Below are 15541 nucleotides of genomic sequence, written 5' to 3'. Positions count from 1 at the left end.
CTGTATGATTATCAACCATCCCTTACTTGGCCCCCGCGACGCACAGGAGTTTGTCTACCTTGGCGATGCCAACTTGATTGACCGGCCGGACGAGAATGCGGAAAGGGCGCTCAATGATTTTCACGATTATCTCTACCTTCGGGATAACCCCGCAGGCAGCCACAGGGAACTCTGGTTTCATCAGCAAGGGGATCGCTCCTGGCTGGTCGTGACGCGCGACACGACAACCCATGATATTACCCATGTCGAGCTGGCCTCCGATTACGCGAAACGGCGGGGGCGGAACAGATGAGCCAGAAAAACCGCCTCGACGGTGGCCTGATCGACCGAGGCCGTCCTCTCTCCTTCTCCTTCGATGGCAAGAGCTATTCCGGCTACGCGGGCGATACACTTGCGTCCGCGCTCCTTGCCAATGATGTCCGGCTGATCGGACGGAGCTTCAAATATCATCGTCCGCGCGGTGTCTTTTCCGCCGGATCGGAGGAACCCAGCGCCCTTGTCGAACTGCGCAGCGGCGCACGGCAGGAGCCAAATACACGCGCGACCGTAGCTGAACTTTACGACAGACTGGAGGCCCGGAGCCAGAATCGTTTTCCCTCCCTCCGTTTCGATGCCCTCGCCTTTAATGACGCGCTCTCCTCTTTTCTCTCAGCGGGATTTTACTACAAAACCTTTATGTGGCCTGCCGCCTTCTGGGAGAAGGTCTATGAACCGGCCATTCGCCGCGCGGCTGGGCTTGGTCTTCTGTCAGGGGAAGAAGATCCGGACAGTTATGACAAGGGCTTTCTGCATTGCGACTTGCTGATTATCGGTTCGGGCCCGAGTGGACTTGCCGCCGCCCTGACAGCGGGACGGGCAGGCGCAGAAGTTATCATCGCGGAGGAAGATTTCGCCTTTGGCGGACGATTGCTGGCGGAGAAGAATCTATTGATCGAGCAGAATGGCAACGAATGGGCTTCAAACGTCATCGGCGAGTTGTCGGCGCGGCCAAATGTGCGGCTGATGACACGGACAACCGTTTTTGGGCAATATGACCACGGCATTTTCGGCGCGGTGGAGCGGGTATCGGATCACCTTTCGGAGCCATACACCGATAAGCCGCGCCAAATTCTCTGGCGGATTTATGCGAAGCGCGCACTGCTGACCGCCGGAGCGATGGAACGACCCATCGCGTTTGACAATAACGACAGACCCGGCGTCATGCTCGCGGGCGCCATGCGGGCCTATGCCAACCGATGGGCGGTCACAGCATCGAAGGGCGTTGTCGTCTTCACCAATAATGATGATGGCCACCGCAGCGCGAGGGACCTTGCCGCTATGGGGATCAATATTCGCGGCCTCATCGATTGCCGCATTGATGCCCCTCCATCCGGCGAGTTCGAGGTTCTGTCGGGTGCGCAGGTGATCAATAGCCGCGGGCGGCTCGGCCTCGAATCGGTTAAAGTCCGGCTCCAGGACGGATCGAAGAGAGAGATCGCCTGCGGCGCGCTCGGGCTCGCGGGCGGATGGAACCCGAATGTCCATCTCACCTGCCACAAACGTGGCAAACCCGTCTGGAACGAGAATATTTCCGCCTTTGTACCGGCAACAAGCGACGATCGCGTTTTGAGTGTTGCGGGCGCGGCAGCAGGCATATTCTCTACCCATGGTGCACTTCAGTCAGGTGCACAAAACGCAGTCAAAGCGCTGAAGGATCTGGATATCTCCGCTCAAATGCCGGAACTTCCCGAGGCGGAGGACGCACCCGTCAACATTACTCCCTTCTGGTATGTGCAGGGCGAAAAAGGCCGGGCATGGCTTGATCTGCAGAATGACGTGACAGTCAAGGACATCAAACTCGCCCATCAGGAAGGGTTCAAATCGGTCGAGCATGTCAAACGCTACACCACCCTTGGCATGGCGACGGATCAAGGGAAAACCGCCAATATCGGTGCGCTTGCCGTTCTTGCCGATCTGGAAGGGAAATCGATCCCCGATGTCGGCACGACCATCTTTCGACCGCCCTATACGCCGGTGTCCTTGGGGGCCTTCGCCGGGCGGTCCCGCGGTAAGGAATTCCGCCCCTGCCGCCTCACGCCCAGCCACAAATGGGCGGAGGAACAAGGCGCGATTTTTGTCGAAGCCGGCAACTGGCGACGCGCGCAATGGTTTCCGATAGAAGGAGAAAATCATTGGCGGCAATCCGTCGACCGGGAAGTGCTTGCGGTCCGGAAGTCCGTCGGTATCTGCGATGTAACGACTTTGGGAAAAATCGATGTACAGGGCGCTGACGCGGCGGAATTCCTTAACCACATCTATTGTAACGGATTCGCCAAGCTACCCGTCGGCAAGACGCGCTATGGTCTGATGCTGCGCGAAGATGGTCTCGCCATGGATGACGGCACCGCCGCACGCCTTGCCGAGGATCATTTTGTCGTCACCACAACAACCGCCAATGCAGTCTCAATATTCCGCCACATGGAGTTTTGCCGCCAGTGCCTCTGGCCGGATCTGGACGTCCAGCTAATTTCAACAACGGAGGCCTGGGCGCAGTTCGCGGTAGCGGGGCCAAACGCTCGCAAGCTCCTGCAAAAAATCGTCGATCCCGCACATGACATCTCGAACGAGGCTTTTCCTTATATGGCCTGCGGAGAGGTCACCGTCTGTGGCGGTTTGCGCGCACGGCTATTCCGGATTTCCTTCTCCGGAGAGCTGGCCTTTGAGATTGCCGTGCCGACAAGATATGGCGATGCGCTCATCCGCCAGCTGATGGACGCGGGGAAGGAGTTCAATGCTATTCCTTATGGGACTGAGGCCTTGGGAGTACTCCGGATCGAGAAAGGCCACTTCACCGGGAATGAACTGAACGGCCAGAGCACTGCCGCCATGCTCGGCATGGGGCGTATGGTCTCGCAAAAGAAAGACAGCATCGGCCGGGTCCTCGCGGGCCGCCCCCACCTCATGCGGGAGGATGATTGCCGTCTGGTCGGGTTGAAGCCGGTGAAAGTCAAAGATACGATCCTTGCGGGGTCACACCTAATGAACGTTGGCGATACTTCTAATGCGCCGAATGATCAGGGCTGGGTCACCTCGACCACCTATTCGCCGCATATCGGCTCCTCCATCGCGCTTGCCTTCCTAATAAAAGGGGACGCGCGTCATGGCGAAGTCATCCGCATCGTCAGTCCACTCGATAACATCGATATTGAGGCGCAGGTCACCAGTCCTCATTTCATTGATCCGGAAGGAGAACGGCTCCGTGTCTGAACATCTTCTTGCCCCGCTAACCGCCCTCGGAAAAGACACACCGGTTGTCGAGATAATCGGCGGCATCTCCCTCCGCGAAAGCCCCAATCTCGCCATTACCTCACTGGCCGCCCGCAAGGATCACGGCGAGGAACTGCACTCAAAGCTGCAAGCAGTTGCAGGCATCCATTTGCCGAGCCCGGGCAAAGCGATCTTCGCGGATGACGTTACAGTCATCTGGACGGGGGTTAATCAGTGGTTCCTGCTGGCGCCGTTATCCGACCGTCCCGACTATGCGGCGGAGATTAAAAATATCGTCAAGGACACTGCAAGCGTGACCGAGCAAACGGACGGCTGGGTCATTTTTGATGTTACAGGTGATAACCTGATCCCGCTTCTGGAGCGGATATGCAACCTCAACACCAAGGGGATGTCAGCGGGCGATGCAACGCGATGCGTCATCGAGCATCTAGGCTGCTTGATCATTTGCCGTGGATCAGGTACGAATTTCACAATTCTCGGCCCCCGTTCCTCAGCAGCCTCACTACATCATTCTCTCGTCACGGCAGCAAAGAGCATCGCCTGACGCTTATTCAGTCAGGAAAACCCGACACATGCAGACTTTTGCGCTCACCGTAAAATGCAAGTCCACACGCGGAATTGTCGCCGCTATCTCCACATTCCTTGCCACAAATGGCTGCAATATCACCGACAGCGCCCAGTTCGACGATCAGGAAACCGGCAATTTCTTTATGCGTGTCAGCTTTATGAGTGAAAAAGGCGAAGGCCTGGACATCTTGTCTGAAGGGTTTGCAAAGATCAGAGCAGATTTCAATATGGAATACGGTTTCTATGACGAAGCCGAGAAAATGAAGGTCGTCATCATGGTATCCCGCTTTGGACACTGCCTGAACGACCTTCTATATCGCTGGCGGATCGGCGCGCTCCCTATTGATATCGTCGCAGTCATTTCCAATCATTTCGAATATCAGAAAGTTGTCGTCAATCACGATATTCCTTTTCACCATATTCGTGTGACCAAAGAGAACAAACCCGAGGCCGAAGCCCGTCAGATGGCAATCATAGAGGAAACGAACGCCGATCTTATCGTCCTTGCCCGCTATATGCAGGTCCTGTCGGATGAAATGTGCCGGAAGATGTCCGGGCGGATCATCAATATCCATCATTCCTTCCTGCCAAGCTTCAAAGGCGCAAACCCTTATAAACAGGCGTTTGAACGGGGTGTAAAACTGATCGGCGCGACGTCCCACTATGTTACTGCGGATCTGGATGAAGGCCCGATTATTGATCAGGACACAGTCCGCGTCAGCCATGCACAAAGCCCGGCGGATTATGTAAGCCTCGGCCGTGATGTTGAAAGCCAGGTCCTCTCCCGTGCCATTCATGCCCATATTCACCGTCGGGCCTTCCTGAACGGCAATAAAACCGTTGTCTTCCCGGCAAGTCCCGGCAGTTACGCTTCTGAACGCATGGGCTAGAACACTGAATGTCAGGAACTCACAAGAGCATGGTCAAATAACTGACCAAACCCTGACACCTTGCTTCGGTTCTGCATGAGTTGCAGACAATGCCACGCAAGTGCCTGATTGCTTGTCACAACGGGTTTTCCGAGCTTTTGCTCCAATTCCTCAACCACGAGGGCGGAGCGAAGCGCTGTGCAGGAAATAAACAGGGCATCTGCGTCCGCCTCACAGACCTGCAAAGCTGCCTCCGATATGGCACTTAAGGGTATGCCGGTCATCTCAATGTCATCCCCCAGGCCAAAACCGTCGATATTGAGGATATTGAAACCTTCCGCAGCAAAACAGGCTACAATGGCCTCATTTACATCCTCGGTATAGGGCGTGAGGATTGAGATTTTTTTGGCGCCCAGCGCCTGCAGCGCTGCGCTTGCAGCTGCAATGGGATTGGTGCAAGGGATTCCGGGCTGAGCAATCTGGATGAGCCTTTCAAGCTCCTGCTCGCCAATTGCCGCCGTGCCGGATGTACAGCCGTAAATCACGACATCAACCCCGCATCCGGGCAAAATACCTTTTGCGGCACGGGTAATGTCGCCGCTCATCCCGCGCAAATTCTCAATGGTAACCGGATTCGCATTCATCACACGGTTGGTAAAAAGATCCACGCCTGCCGGAAATATGCGTCGCAGATCCGTCTCGCTGTTATAATCTGTGGCGAGAGCAACGAGCCCAACGCGACCACCGGGCGCAATGTCATCAAACACATATTCTATATCCATTTACATCACCCTATGACTGGAAGAACCGGGTCGGCGCGGCGGCTTAACATCCGGGCGCCATCCTCAGTAATGACGATATTCTCTTCATGCACCATCTGCTTGCCAGGAGCGAACTCCATACCCGGCTCAAGTGTCAGGACAACGCCCGGCTCCAGCACCGTTTGGTCTTCAGGCGTATTGGAGGGCCATTCCGTCAACTCTATCCCGAGACCATGACCAAGCCTTCCAACGGAGTTTCCCAGCGCGCCGCCCTTTTCCATAACCGCCCACATCGCCGCCCAGACATCGCTGGTCGTGGCGCCGGGTTGCGCGGCGGCAAAACCTGCCTCCGTTGCCGCATAAACCACATCATAGGCGCGTCGCACCTCGTCATCGGCGGACCCAAAGGCATAATTGCGGTCAAAGTCACAAAAATAACCATCAAAAGTCGTGCCGGTATCAATAATCAACACATCGCCCGTTTCGATAATTCGGTCAGTCGGTCCCATGATTATGCTATCATATCCCCCGGGGCCGGAACCGGAGATCAGATACGGTGTTGTGTCTGCTCCCCGCTCCAGAAGGTCAATACGCATCCGGTGGCAATTCTGTCTCTCGCTCTCACCTGATTTAAGGCTATTGGGTAGATTTTCAAACACATCAGACGTGAGATCGCATATATAGTGGATCTTCTCAATCTCCGCCTTCGATTTCACATACCGGAGGCGATGCAGCAACATGGAAGCATCTGCCACCTCAAAGGCGTCGAGATCATGAAGAAGCCTTTCATAGTCGCCTGCCGGCATTCTTATATGACTCTCATGCCCGAGCGGTACGCCCAACCGGCCAAATTTGCGAGGCAATTGAAGGATAACATCCCGAAGTAAGGTAATCCCGTCATCGGCAGGACGGGGGGCGGGCCATGTATGAATATCGTCTACCCAGGTACTTGCCATTCCCGCCGCCCCGATTTCGGGAATAACAGCAATTGGCTTGCCTGAGGCTGGCAGGACAACAAACCAGGGGCGGGTGGGACTTTCCCAGAATTGCGTAAAAAAGCCGGTGAAGTAGCGAACATCCGGCTCGGTAGTCAACAGGATCGCATCCAGTTTTTCCGCATGCATCCGGGCCTGAGCCTTCTGCAGCCGCATTTCGAATTCGGACTGTTCAAACCCGCGCTTCGGCTTTTGCATCATGGCGTAGGTTCCTTCCTCTATTTAATTAGCTTTTCCGCCGGACCCTGCAATGTGAGGCGGCTCGTGAATTGCCACCTCCGGCGGTTCACCTTCAAAACTTTCAATATCAACAAGGCAGCTCAAGGCTGATGGGCCGCAGGCAATCTCGGACGTTGGAAAATCCCTTGTCAAAACGTTCGGATTTCCATGATTGCAGCATTCGGGGTCATTCTTCCAGTCTGGATCATACCACGCCCCCGTCGCCATCATTATAACGCCTTGTCGGACGTTTTCATCAAGTTTGGCTGCGCTGATGCAGCGTCCTCGTTCGTTAAACAGCCGCACAATATCCCCGTCTCCAATCCCGCGGGCGGCGGCATCTTTCGGATTAAGACGGCAAGGCTCCCGACCTTTGACTTTTCCTGAGCGGCTATGGGCGCTTTGATCAAGCTGGCTGTGCAGTCGGCGCTCCGGCTGATGGGTGATTAGATGCAAAGGATATTGCTCTATGTTTTCAGCCCCAAGCCATTCTTCCGGTTCCCGCCAGACAGGATGCCCCGGATTGTCCTGCAGGCCAAAACCCGAGATCGCCTCACTGAAAATCTCGATCCGTCCAGACGGTGTCTTGAGGGGCGCAGACGCAGGGTCTTCACGAAAATCCTGAAGCATCACCCGCGCTTCGCGTGGCGGATCAAGACCAAGACTGCCATGCTTTATAAATTCCTCAAAGTCTGGCAGATCGTGATCGAATTTTCGCCCCCGTTTCCGGCTTTCATCGTAAAGTCTTCTTATCCAACCCGCTTCATCCAGCCCGCCCCGAAATTCTTTCTCAAAGTCTTTTTCCGCATGGTTCCGTGCGCTCAGACGGCTTGCCAAGCCCGCGAAGATATCATGATCGTTGCGCGACATGGCATATGGCTCCACCACTTTATCCATTGCAATAAGATAGCTGTCTCTGGTTGAGGCCGCCAGATCGTTCCGTTCCAGCGCAACGGTTGTCGGCAGGATAATATCGGCATGTCGCGCTGTTGCTGTCCAGAAAGGGTCATGGACAATCACGGTTTCTATTTTTTGCCATGCACGCCGCAGACGATTGAGGTCCTGATGATGGTGATACGGATTGCCACCGACCCAGTACACCAGCCGGACATCGGGGTAGGTATAAGTCCCACCATTATAGCGGAATGTTTCTTCCGGATTTAATAGCATATCAGCGATGCGGGCGACCGGGATAAAACTCTCAACCGGGTTTTTGCCCGCAGGCAATGCCGCCCAGGGAAGATATGCCCGATCACTGCCAACTCCGTTTACAGCGCCAAGCCCAAGTCCGAACCCGGTTCCGGGCTTCCCGATCCCGCCCAGCAAACATGCCAGCACAACAATCATCCAAATCGGCTGCTCACCGTTCTGCTGGCGCGTCAGGGACCAGCTTGCGTTCAGGAAGGTTGGCCTCGTGACCATTTTTCGGGCCAAAGAAACGATACGATCCGCATCAAGCTCCACAATTGGCGCCGCCCAGTTTGCCGATTTCGGCTGGCCGTCCGTCTCTCCCATCAAATACGGGAGGAATTGTTCAAAGCCGACGCAATTGCGAGCGAGAAACTCACGGTCATGCAAGTCTTCACTGACAAGTGTATGGGCAATCGCCAGCATTAAAGCGACATCTGTGTTCGGACGGATGGGCATCCATTCCGCGTTCAGTTCCTCGTTCACATCAGATTGACAGGGGCCGATATTGACGAACTCGGCGCCCGCAGCCCGTGCAGCCCGCATATCGCCTGGCTGGCTGTGACGCCCGGCCCCCCCTGCGTTCATTTGCGAGTTCCGCGAAGCCATGCCACCAAAGGCCACGACCAAAGAACCGGCTTCCGCAATTGATCGCCAGGAGGTATGTTTTTCCAGTAATTCGGCCATCGGTCCAACTATATGAGGCAGGATGACTTCCGCCGCCGCATAGCTATATGAATCCCGGGACGTTGTGCAACCGCCATACATGTTCATGAACCGTCGGAGCTGGCTCTGCGCATGATGGAACCGGCCCGCACTTGCCCAGCCATAGGAGCCAGCATAAATCGATTCGTGACCAAATGCATCGCGGACACGGTCAAGTTCCTCCGCAACCATATCCAGTGCCGTCTTCCAGTCAACCGGAACAAAGGCGTCCTGTCCGCGCAATGTGCGATCGCTTTTCACTCCTTTTTCGAGAAACCCCCGACGGACCATTGGCTGGGGAATGCGGCTAGGGCCAGTTCGGGTGTCAATAATGGCTCTGCCGATGAGAGACGGCTCCGGATCTTCCTCAAAAGCGTTTAACGAGATGGGCTCGCCACCCTTCATTTCAACCCGGTAAGTCCCCCAATGAGACGATGTAAGTGGGTTTGGCATCCGGCTATCCCGCCTCCGGCCCTTCTGTGACGAAGATCAGGCATCGGCTTTCCGACGGAAGGGAGAGGTTTTCCAGTGCGGCAATGGGCGCCGCGCCGCTGGGTGTCGTATGAATGTTATGGTGCGCCAGCATATCAACCGCCGCAAGCGCCCCGATATCCGAAACCTGAAGGAACTTATTTGCATCGGTCCTGAGCGACTGAAACGCGATAAGAGACGCGTCCTTGCAATCCAGTCGACCCATATTTGATTCCGGCCCTTCAACCCGTGTCAGCTGTTTATTCTTCACGCTCATCATAAGACATGGCGCTGCGTCCGGTTCAACAACAAATATTTCTGGCTGCTCACTCCAATAGTCTCGAATATGCCCAGCCACAGCGGCAGCGAGCCCGCCAACGCCAGCCTGCAGAACAACATGGGTCGGCCAGTGACCGGTTTTGTCAAACTCCCTCCGACATTCCTCCGCCAAGACCGTATATCCTTCCATTACCAGGGCGGGTCGTTCCGTATAACCTTCCCAGGAACCGTCCGCGAGCAGCAACCAGCCATTTACATTTGCAGCGTCAATGGCGGCAGCTACGCTGTCTTCATACGAGCCTGAGATTCGCACTACTTTTGCCTCAAGCGCCCGGATACGATTGGCAAATTCTTCCGGTACAGCCGCCGCGAGATAGATAACGGCATGGGCGCCGAATATCCGCGCACCGGCCGCGACGGAAAGACCATGATTACCGGCACTCGCCGTAATAAAGGTCATTTTGTCCGCGTGACGACGCGCAGTTTCGCTATCCAAATCCGCGGTTTCCGCTGCGTCAGAAATCATCTGCGCAACCGCGAATGCCCCGCCCAGCGCCTTGAAACTGCCCAATCGCATCCTATGGGATTCATCTTTTATAAACAGACGATCAATACCGAAATGGCGGGCAATCTCGGCATGCTCGTGCAGCGGTGTCGGCTTATAAACCGGGCATTGCTGCAATAGTGCCATTGGACGTTCTGATGACGTTCTGAACGCGCGCGGAACAGCTTTTCTTTCTGGGGATTTTTTCAAACTCATAATTATTGCAATTTATAACATTTTTCGACATCTGAAATGTCACGTTAGGACAGGAGTTGACTAAATTTATCAGTAGCAGAACGCATTTGACCGGACACGAATATATCAAATTTTATCGACGTCAGCTGTTGCGGGAGTATCGCCGTTGATATTTCCGTTCAAGCCACATGGCGACATACGCGGATGGAACTGAGACAATAAGGAAGAACAGACCCACCAGCGTCATCGGTTCAAGATATTTGTAGTGACTGTTGCTATAGATGTTTGCAGCGTTAAAAAGCTCTACCACGGTTATAGCAGAAAGCAACGGCGTTTCCTTGAACATCGTAATCAGGTAGTTCGCAAGCGGCGGTATCATCGGCGGAATCGCCTGCGGCAGGATTACATATCGCATAGTTTGATAGGGACGATAATTAAGTGATTTCGCCGCCTCCCATTGGCCTGTCGGCACGTTCTCAATGCCAGCGCGAAAAACCTCGGATGTATAGGTACTGAAATGCAACCCCAGACCGATAATGCCTGCCGCAAGCGGTTCGAGAAAAATGCCAAGGTCCGGCAACACATAAAACAGGAAATAGAGCTGTACGAGCAGAGGGGTGCGGCGAATAAATTCTGAAATCCAATAGGTGCTCAGAGAAATAATCCTGGATTTCGACATTCTCAGGATGGCCAGGATCAGTCCGAGAGCATAGGCAACCAGCGCGCCGATGAGTGTCGCCTGAATTGTGATGACAAGGCCTTCCAGCATTTGCGGCAAAACGTCATATACAACATTCCAACTCCAGTTCATGGACTAGATCCCCTTTCTTATGGTCAAGTTCCGGCCCTTGGAAATCTTCTTCGCGATGAAATCCGTAATCGCTACCAAGCAGGATGCGAGAACGAAATAAATCACCATGATCAAGACGAAAGGTTCCAACGTAAGCGCGGTTTGAACCCGGATTATCTGCGCCATGAATGTGAGATCGGAAATGGTGATGAGTGAGGCGACAGCGGTCAGCTTCAGCAGCTCGATCAACAGGTTGCCAAATGTCGGGATCATGACCGGTATCGCCTGCGGCAGCAGGATATAACGGAACTTCTGGTAACTTGTGTAATTAAGGGCCGTTGCGGCCTCATGCTGGGTACGTGGGACGGATTGAATAGCCCCGCGAACCACCTCCGAGCCGTAGCTCCCTAGATTGAAGCCACAAGCAATAATACCGGCAAGCAGCGGCGCCAGATGGACCCCAAGCAGCGGCAACACATAAAACATGAAAAACATCTGCACAATGGCAGAAGTGCCCCGGAAAAATTCGAGATAAACGATTGCAGCCACACGAACGGCAACAAACCGGGAAAAGCGCGACAAGCCGACAACAAAAGAAATGATCAAGGCGACAATTGCGCTTGCGACCGTTAATTCAATTGTCGTAATCGTCCCATCGATAATTATCGGGGTATATTCTAGGACTTGATCCATTTTAGCTGCTTTCGGAATGCTGCCCCTTGTCAGGAGCAGCATTCATCGTGGACATTAAGCTGGTTAAATCGGCGATCAGTTCCCCGGACAGAAATCATCCCGTTTGACAGCCATCGTCGCTTCAGAAGAAAAACCATAAGGTTCAATAATCTTCGCGAACTCGCCGCTTTCCTTCAGTTCCGCCAGAGCCGCGTCATAGGCATCCCGAAATTCCTTGTCATCGGGATTGAAAGCCGCACCCGCACAGCCCATTGGCACGCCCTTTACAGGCATGACCAGTTCCAGTTCCGGATCATTGGTTTTCTTCAACAGATCGGCTGTACCCAAGCCCGAGAGGGCAAAGACATCAACACGGCCCTGCTGCAACATCTTGATACCACTCGGCGGATCAGTGAAAACCTTGATCTGCTCTCTCTTGACACCGCGTTCCAGCGCATATGCCTCTTCGGCACAACCTGCACAGGTCGTCATGGTGAGTTCCGGGTTCGCGGCGATGTCTTCATAGGTCAGAAGGTTATGCGGATTACCCTTGGGAACAGCAAAGGCTTCCGCCCCACAGAGATCGGGTTCCGAATAGATAATGGATTCGCAGCGCTTGGGTTTGATATACAAGCCGGAGGTCGCCATATCCACGCGGCGAGCCATCAGGGCAGGAATCATTGACCCGTAGGCGACAACCTTTGCTCTCAGCTCAGGCACGCCGAGTTTTGCCATCACAGCGCGGGCAACATCCGGCGCGGCGCCCGTCACATAACCATCACCCTTAATGTCACTATAAGGTGGCTCGTTTGCAACGGCGACTGTTGCATATCCTTGTTCACGTAGCTCATCCAGCGTTCCAGCCATGCCGATAGTTGCTGTTGTCGTTAGGACTATCGCTCCTATTGCGGCTACTTCCAGTGTTTTTCGAACCAGTCTAATCATGACACACATCCCTTTCTCTATTGATTTATCTCGTTAAAATGACGGTACTTCTCTATGGAATTTCCCCGATAATCTGCTTCAGGAAGTTTCGGGTTCTCTCTTCTTTTGGATTTTTGAATATTTCCTCTGGCGGGCCGGCTTCGACAATTTGTCCCTTCTCGAAAAACAGGACGCGATCAGCAAAGTCCCGGGCGAAATTCATCTCATGCGTCACGGTCAGCATGGTTGTGTCGGACGTTTCTGCCAAAAGCCTCAGCACATTGAGAACCTCTTCGACCAGTTCCGGATCAAGCGCGGACGTCACCTCATCAAAGAGCATGATTTTAGGATCCATTGCCAGCGCGCGCGCAATTGCAACGCGCTGCTGCTGCCCGCCTGAAAGCTGATGAGGATAGTGGTTCTGCTTTTCTTCCAGACCAACGAGCGCCAGTAGTTCCTTTGCCTTGTTCGTCGCGTCAGATTTGTCGACACCCTTAATCAGAATCTGCGGCTGTTCGATATTCGCAATCGCCGTTAAATGGGGAAAGAGGTTGAATTGCTGGAACACCATGCCAATATTTTCGCGCATTTTACGCAAATGCTTTTCGCTGGCCGGGACCAGTTCGTCATTCACCTTCTGGTGCCAGAGATAATCCCCCTCAACCATGACATGACCGCTGTTGATTGTTTCCAGCGTCATTAATATCCGAAGTATTGTTGTTTTTCCCGAGCCACTCGGGCCGATAAGTGCCAGCTTCTCTCCCGCCTTGACATGCATATCCAGATGTCTGAGAACCTGCAGATCGCCATAGGCTTTCGATACATTCTGGAATTCAATAATCCGGCTCATATTTTACTATCCCGATGTGCTGGCGTCATATTATTTCATGGTAATGTTTGATGAGATTTTAGGGGCATGAAATATCTAAAATACCTAAAAATATTCCCTTGATAGATGAACGGAATGTTTTTGAGAAAAATTTCTATTTTTCAAAGTTTTAATTCCTCTTTTTAGGCATACTCACTAATTGATACTTTCAATTAATAAGCTTATCGGCATATTTTTATTAATATGTTCAAAAGTGTGCATATTTTGATATAATTTATCATTTTAATATGATATTTGACCTGTGTTTTTCACAATTTAATGAGATTTAACTCATTATATTCGAGGTGATTGGTTTGTTTTCGCCAATAGTCTCGTAAAACGTGCATAAAAATGGAAAATTTTTTGTACTTTTTAAAAAATTTGCTGAAACTAGTATTTAGAACGCTTTAACCGTGTGAAACTGCATAAAATTGGAGAAAATATGAGCGAATTGACAGAAAATGATCATATTATTCTGCGCCTTCTACAGGAAAATGCGCGTGAAAAGCTGGAAACAATGGCATTTGAGACCGGCCTTTCCGTTGCAACAATACAGCGACGCATCAAATACTTGAAAAAGGCTGGTATTATTATGGGAGAAACAGCTTTGGTTGCTCCCGACTCAGTCGGCTATTTGATGACTTTTCTCATCCTCGTCGAACTGGAGCGCGAACGCATTGACCAGGTTGATGCCTTCAAGCGCAAGGTGAAGGCGGAACCTTACATCCAACAATGTTATTATATTACAGGCGAAGCTGATTTTGCCCTGATTGCCCTTGCCAGAGATATTCAGGATTTCGAAAACCTGACAAAGCGTTTGTTCTTTGCCGACGCAAACGTGAAGCGGTTCCGAACATCTGTCGTTATGAACAGGACAAAGGTCGGCCTGACAGTTCCCCTCGCCTAAGGTCAGGACCAACATAAATTTAAAGAGAAAATGGTGCCGCTGGGGTGACTCGAACCCCCGGCCTGCGCATTACAAATTATATTCCATGTCATTTAATGCGTTGCCATTCCTCTTGATACGGAGATTTCGCTTTTAGCTGCTTGGAATGCCTTAATAATGTCCGCCACCAAGATGTGCCGGAAAGACAAACTCCGAACCTTCCCACGGGGTAAAGAGTTTCGCGGTGGAACTGCCAAAATACCGTCTCATCTTGGAGGTGATGCGTCTAAAGCACGAGTAACGACACCAGCGTCCAGCAGTTCATCAATTTCCGGAAACCACATTTCGTCGGAACGGCTTGCAAACATCTGCATCAGGAACCATGGTTTTACATTCGCCGCCGCGTAGAGCATCCGGTCACGTTCTTGCTCTGCGGAAACATCGGCGTTGAGTACGCTATAGGTGGCGTCGATACGATATTGGTGAAACCCTAATTGAGCGTTCGGCATCAGTTCTCGCGACAGCCCGCCAATGAAAACAGTTGTGCAAGCCGAAGTACATAGGGACCGGACAAGCGTGTTGAGCCCGTTCTCACGGATCATTTTTGACAAGCCTCGAGCTTCATAGATGTTGCCACCTGTACTGGATAGAACGATTGTTCGCAGGTTTGGGTAAAGCTTCAGCTGTCTAGCGAAATGTTTGCTGATGCCTAGTTCGATCGAGCCGGTGAATTCAAGGTTCTGCCCATCAGCTGACGGAACAAAGCTAAATTTGCTCGCGCGCTCAATCTCAATGCGCGCCTGGAAGGCCTTGTCATCAGGAGCGGGCAGCGTCATTTGCCATGCGCCAAAGGCATAGGTGGCCGTCAACCAAAAGGCGACTATGGCTCCGAGTTGCGCCCCCCAAATATTTGCCATTGATCCCCTGGCACCAATATGTACGGCACCAGCGCGAAACACGCCCACCAGTTGCCAGACGAAGAATATACCATGAAAGAAGATCGCGAGTAGGAATACAAGTGTACTATGTGTACTGTAATCGCTGCCCTTGACCGGGCTGAACCAGTCTTGCCCTATAAAAACCAGTGCCCGCAACAATACGAGGTTGACCCAAAAGGACCAGGCAAGACTTTGGCGCCCATACCAATGATCTGCGATGTAGTTTCCAGACTTCCCGGCTAACATGTAAGTCGCCATTCCCCCGGTAGAATACCTTCTCCTGCATGTTGTCGCTATTTTGTGCCGCGATCAACCCATTTGGGGCGGCATTGTCATATGTGGACAACGAGTTTAGTTTCCCGAAAAACACGAACTTACTATACAATCGCCAAGAAAAAGGAGA

Annotated in this window: 14 protein-coding genes; 5 read left to right on the top strand and 9 right to left on the bottom strand. The window is 52.8% G+C overall.

Features of this window, described 5'->3' with window-relative positions; genetic code table 11:
• Positions 1-4: 4 nt before the first annotated feature.
• Genes AACZ19_RS09680 through purU form a run of 4 tightly spaced genes read left to right on the top strand, consistent with a single transcriptional unit; the run spans position 5 to position 4724 of the window.
• Positions 5-292: a sarcosine oxidase subunit delta gene (locus AACZ19_RS09680; protein WP_339633366.1), complete on the top strand. Its 288-nt coding sequence runs from the start codon at positions 5-7 to the stop codon at positions 290-292.
• Positions 289-3246, top strand: coding sequence for a sarcosine oxidase subunit alpha family protein (locus AACZ19_RS09675; RefSeq protein WP_339633364.1), 2958 nt, complete (start codon positions 289-291; stop codon positions 3244-3246). The genes AACZ19_RS09680 and AACZ19_RS09675 overlap by 4 nt, the downstream gene beginning before the upstream one ends.
• Positions 3239-3811 (top strand): hypothetical protein, encoded by a 573-nt coding sequence (locus AACZ19_RS09670; protein WP_339633363.1) that lies wholly within the window; start codon positions 3239-3241, stop codon positions 3809-3811. The genes AACZ19_RS09675 and AACZ19_RS09670 overlap by 8 nt, the downstream gene beginning before the upstream one ends.
• Positions 3812-3839: 28 nt before the next feature.
• Positions 3840-4724: a formyltetrahydrofolate deformylase gene (gene purU / locus AACZ19_RS09665; RefSeq protein ID WP_339633361.1), complete on the top strand. Its 885-nt coding sequence runs from the start codon at positions 3840-3842 to the stop codon at positions 4722-4724.
• Between the two features lie 11 nt (positions 4725-4735).
• Here purU and AACZ19_RS09660 read toward each other — a convergent pair whose 3' ends face one another.
• The 8 genes from AACZ19_RS09660 to ehuA all read right to left on the bottom strand — a co-directional run bounded on the left by AACZ19_RS09660 (position 4736) and on the right by ehuA (position 13296).
• Complete coding sequence (locus AACZ19_RS09660) at positions 4736-5485, bottom strand: hypothetical protein (protein ID WP_339633359.1); 750 nt, start codon at positions 5483-5485, stop codon at positions 4736-4738.
• 5 nt (positions 5486-5490) lie between these two features.
• The gene (locus AACZ19_RS09655) at positions 5491-6660 is read right to left on the bottom strand and encodes a Xaa-Pro peptidase family protein (protein WP_339633357.1); all 1170 of its coding nucleotides are present in this window, start codon (positions 6658-6660) and stop codon (positions 5491-5493) included.
• A gap of 21 nt (positions 6661-6681) precedes the next feature.
• Complete coding sequence (locus AACZ19_RS09650) at positions 6682-9024, bottom strand: molybdopterin guanine dinucleotide-containing S/N-oxide reductase (RefSeq protein WP_339633355.1); 2343 nt, start codon at positions 9022-9024, stop codon at positions 6682-6684.
• A 4-nt stretch (positions 9025-9028) separates the two neighbouring features.
• The gene (locus AACZ19_RS09645; RefSeq protein WP_339633353.1) at positions 9029-10012 is read right to left on the bottom strand and encodes a diaminopropionate ammonia-lyase; all 984 of its coding nucleotides are present in this window, start codon (positions 10010-10012) and stop codon (positions 9029-9031) included.
• Between the two features lie 190 nt (positions 10013-10202).
• A complete protein-coding gene (gene ehuD / locus AACZ19_RS09640) occupies positions 10203-10871 on the bottom strand; it encodes an ectoine/hydroxyectoine ABC transporter permease subunit EhuD (RefSeq protein ID WP_339633351.1) in 669 nt (222 codons plus the stop codon).
• Positions 10872-10874: 3 nt separating this feature from the next.
• A complete protein-coding gene (gene ehuC, locus AACZ19_RS09635; protein WP_339633349.1) occupies positions 10875-11543 on the bottom strand; it encodes an ectoine/hydroxyectoine ABC transporter permease subunit EhuC in 669 nt (222 codons plus the stop codon).
• A 75-nt stretch (positions 11544-11618) separates the two neighbouring features.
• Positions 11619-12467 (bottom strand): ectoine/hydroxyectoine ABC transporter substrate-binding protein EhuB, encoded by an 849-nt coding sequence (gene ehuB, locus AACZ19_RS09630; RefSeq protein ID WP_339633347.1) that lies wholly within the window; start codon positions 12465-12467, stop codon positions 11619-11621.
• 52 nt (positions 12468-12519) lie between these two features.
• A complete protein-coding gene (gene ehuA / locus AACZ19_RS09625) occupies positions 12520-13296 on the bottom strand; it encodes an ectoine/hydroxyectoine ABC transporter ATP-binding protein EhuA (protein ID WP_339633345.1) in 777 nt (258 codons plus the stop codon).
• A 460-nt stretch (positions 13297-13756) separates the two neighbouring features.
• On the opposite strand from ehuA, the gene AACZ19_RS09620 reads away from it, so the two are divergent.
• Positions 13757-14221 carry an Lrp/AsnC family transcriptional regulator gene (locus AACZ19_RS09620; protein ID WP_339633343.1) on the top strand — a complete coding sequence of 155 codons (465 nt, stop codon included), beginning with the start codon at positions 13757-13759 and terminating at the stop codon, positions 14219-14221.
• A 245-nt stretch (positions 14222-14466) separates the two neighbouring features.
• Here AACZ19_RS09620 and AACZ19_RS09615 read toward each other — a convergent pair whose 3' ends face one another.
• Complete coding sequence (locus AACZ19_RS09615; RefSeq protein ID WP_339633341.1) at positions 14467-15384, bottom strand: hypothetical protein; 918 nt, start codon at positions 15382-15384, stop codon at positions 14467-14469.
• Positions 15385-15541: the final 157 nt, after the last annotated feature.

This window comes from uncultured Sneathiella sp. (assembly GCF_963973085.1).
GTDB lineage: Bacteria > Pseudomonadota > Alphaproteobacteria > Sneathiellales > Sneathiellaceae > Sneathiella.
Note: the sequence above shows the minus strand (reverse complement) of the source record. Positions and strands in the feature narration are given on the sequence as shown.

Excerpts from the sequence above, each read along its gene's own strand:
- AACZ19_RS09655 (WP_339633357.1), bottom strand. The coding sequence starts at position 6,660 with ATGATGCAAAAGCCGAAGCGCGGGTTTGAACAGTCCGAATTCGAAATG.
- AACZ19_RS09660 (WP_339633359.1), bottom strand. The coding sequence starts at position 5,485 with ATGGATATAGAATATGTGTTTGATGACATTGCGCCCGGTGGTCGCGTT.
- AACZ19_RS09615 (WP_339633341.1), bottom strand. The coding sequence starts at position 15,384 with ATGTTAGCCGGGAAGTCTGGAAACTACATCGCAGATCATTGGTATGGG.
- purU (WP_339633361.1), top strand. The coding sequence starts at position 3,840 with ATGCAGACTTTTGCGCTCACCGTAAAATGCAAGTCCACACGCGGAATT.
- AACZ19_RS09620 (WP_339633343.1), top strand. The coding sequence starts at position 13,757 with ATGAGCGAATTGACAGAAAATGATCATATTATTCTGCGCCTTCTACAG.
- AACZ19_RS09675 (WP_339633364.1), top strand. The coding sequence starts at position 289 with ATGAGCCAGAAAAACCGCCTCGACGGTGGCCTGATCGACCGAGGCCGT.
- ehuD (WP_339633351.1), bottom strand. The coding sequence starts at position 10,871 with ATGAACTGGAGTTGGAATGTTGTATATGACGTTTTGCCGCAAATGCTG.
- AACZ19_RS09645 (WP_339633353.1), bottom strand. The coding sequence starts at position 10,012 with ATGGCACTATTGCAGCAATGCCCGGTTTATAAGCCGACACCGCTGCAC.
- ehuA (WP_339633345.1), bottom strand. The coding sequence starts at position 13,296 with ATGAGCCGGATTATTGAATTCCAGAATGTATCGAAAGCCTATGGCGAT.
- ehuB (WP_339633347.1), bottom strand. The coding sequence starts at position 12,467 with ATGATTAGACTGGTTCGAAAAACACTGGAAGTAGCCGCAATAGGAGCG.
- ehuC (WP_339633349.1), bottom strand. The coding sequence starts at position 11,543 with ATGGATCAAGTCCTAGAATATACCCCGATAATTATCGATGGGACGATT.
- AACZ19_RS09680 (WP_339633366.1), top strand. The coding sequence starts at position 5 with ATGATTATCAACCATCCCTTACTTGGCCCCCGCGACGCACAGGAGTTT.
- AACZ19_RS09650 (WP_339633355.1), bottom strand. The coding sequence starts at position 9,024 with ATGCCAAACCCACTTACATCGTCTCATTGGGGGACTTACCGGGTTGAA.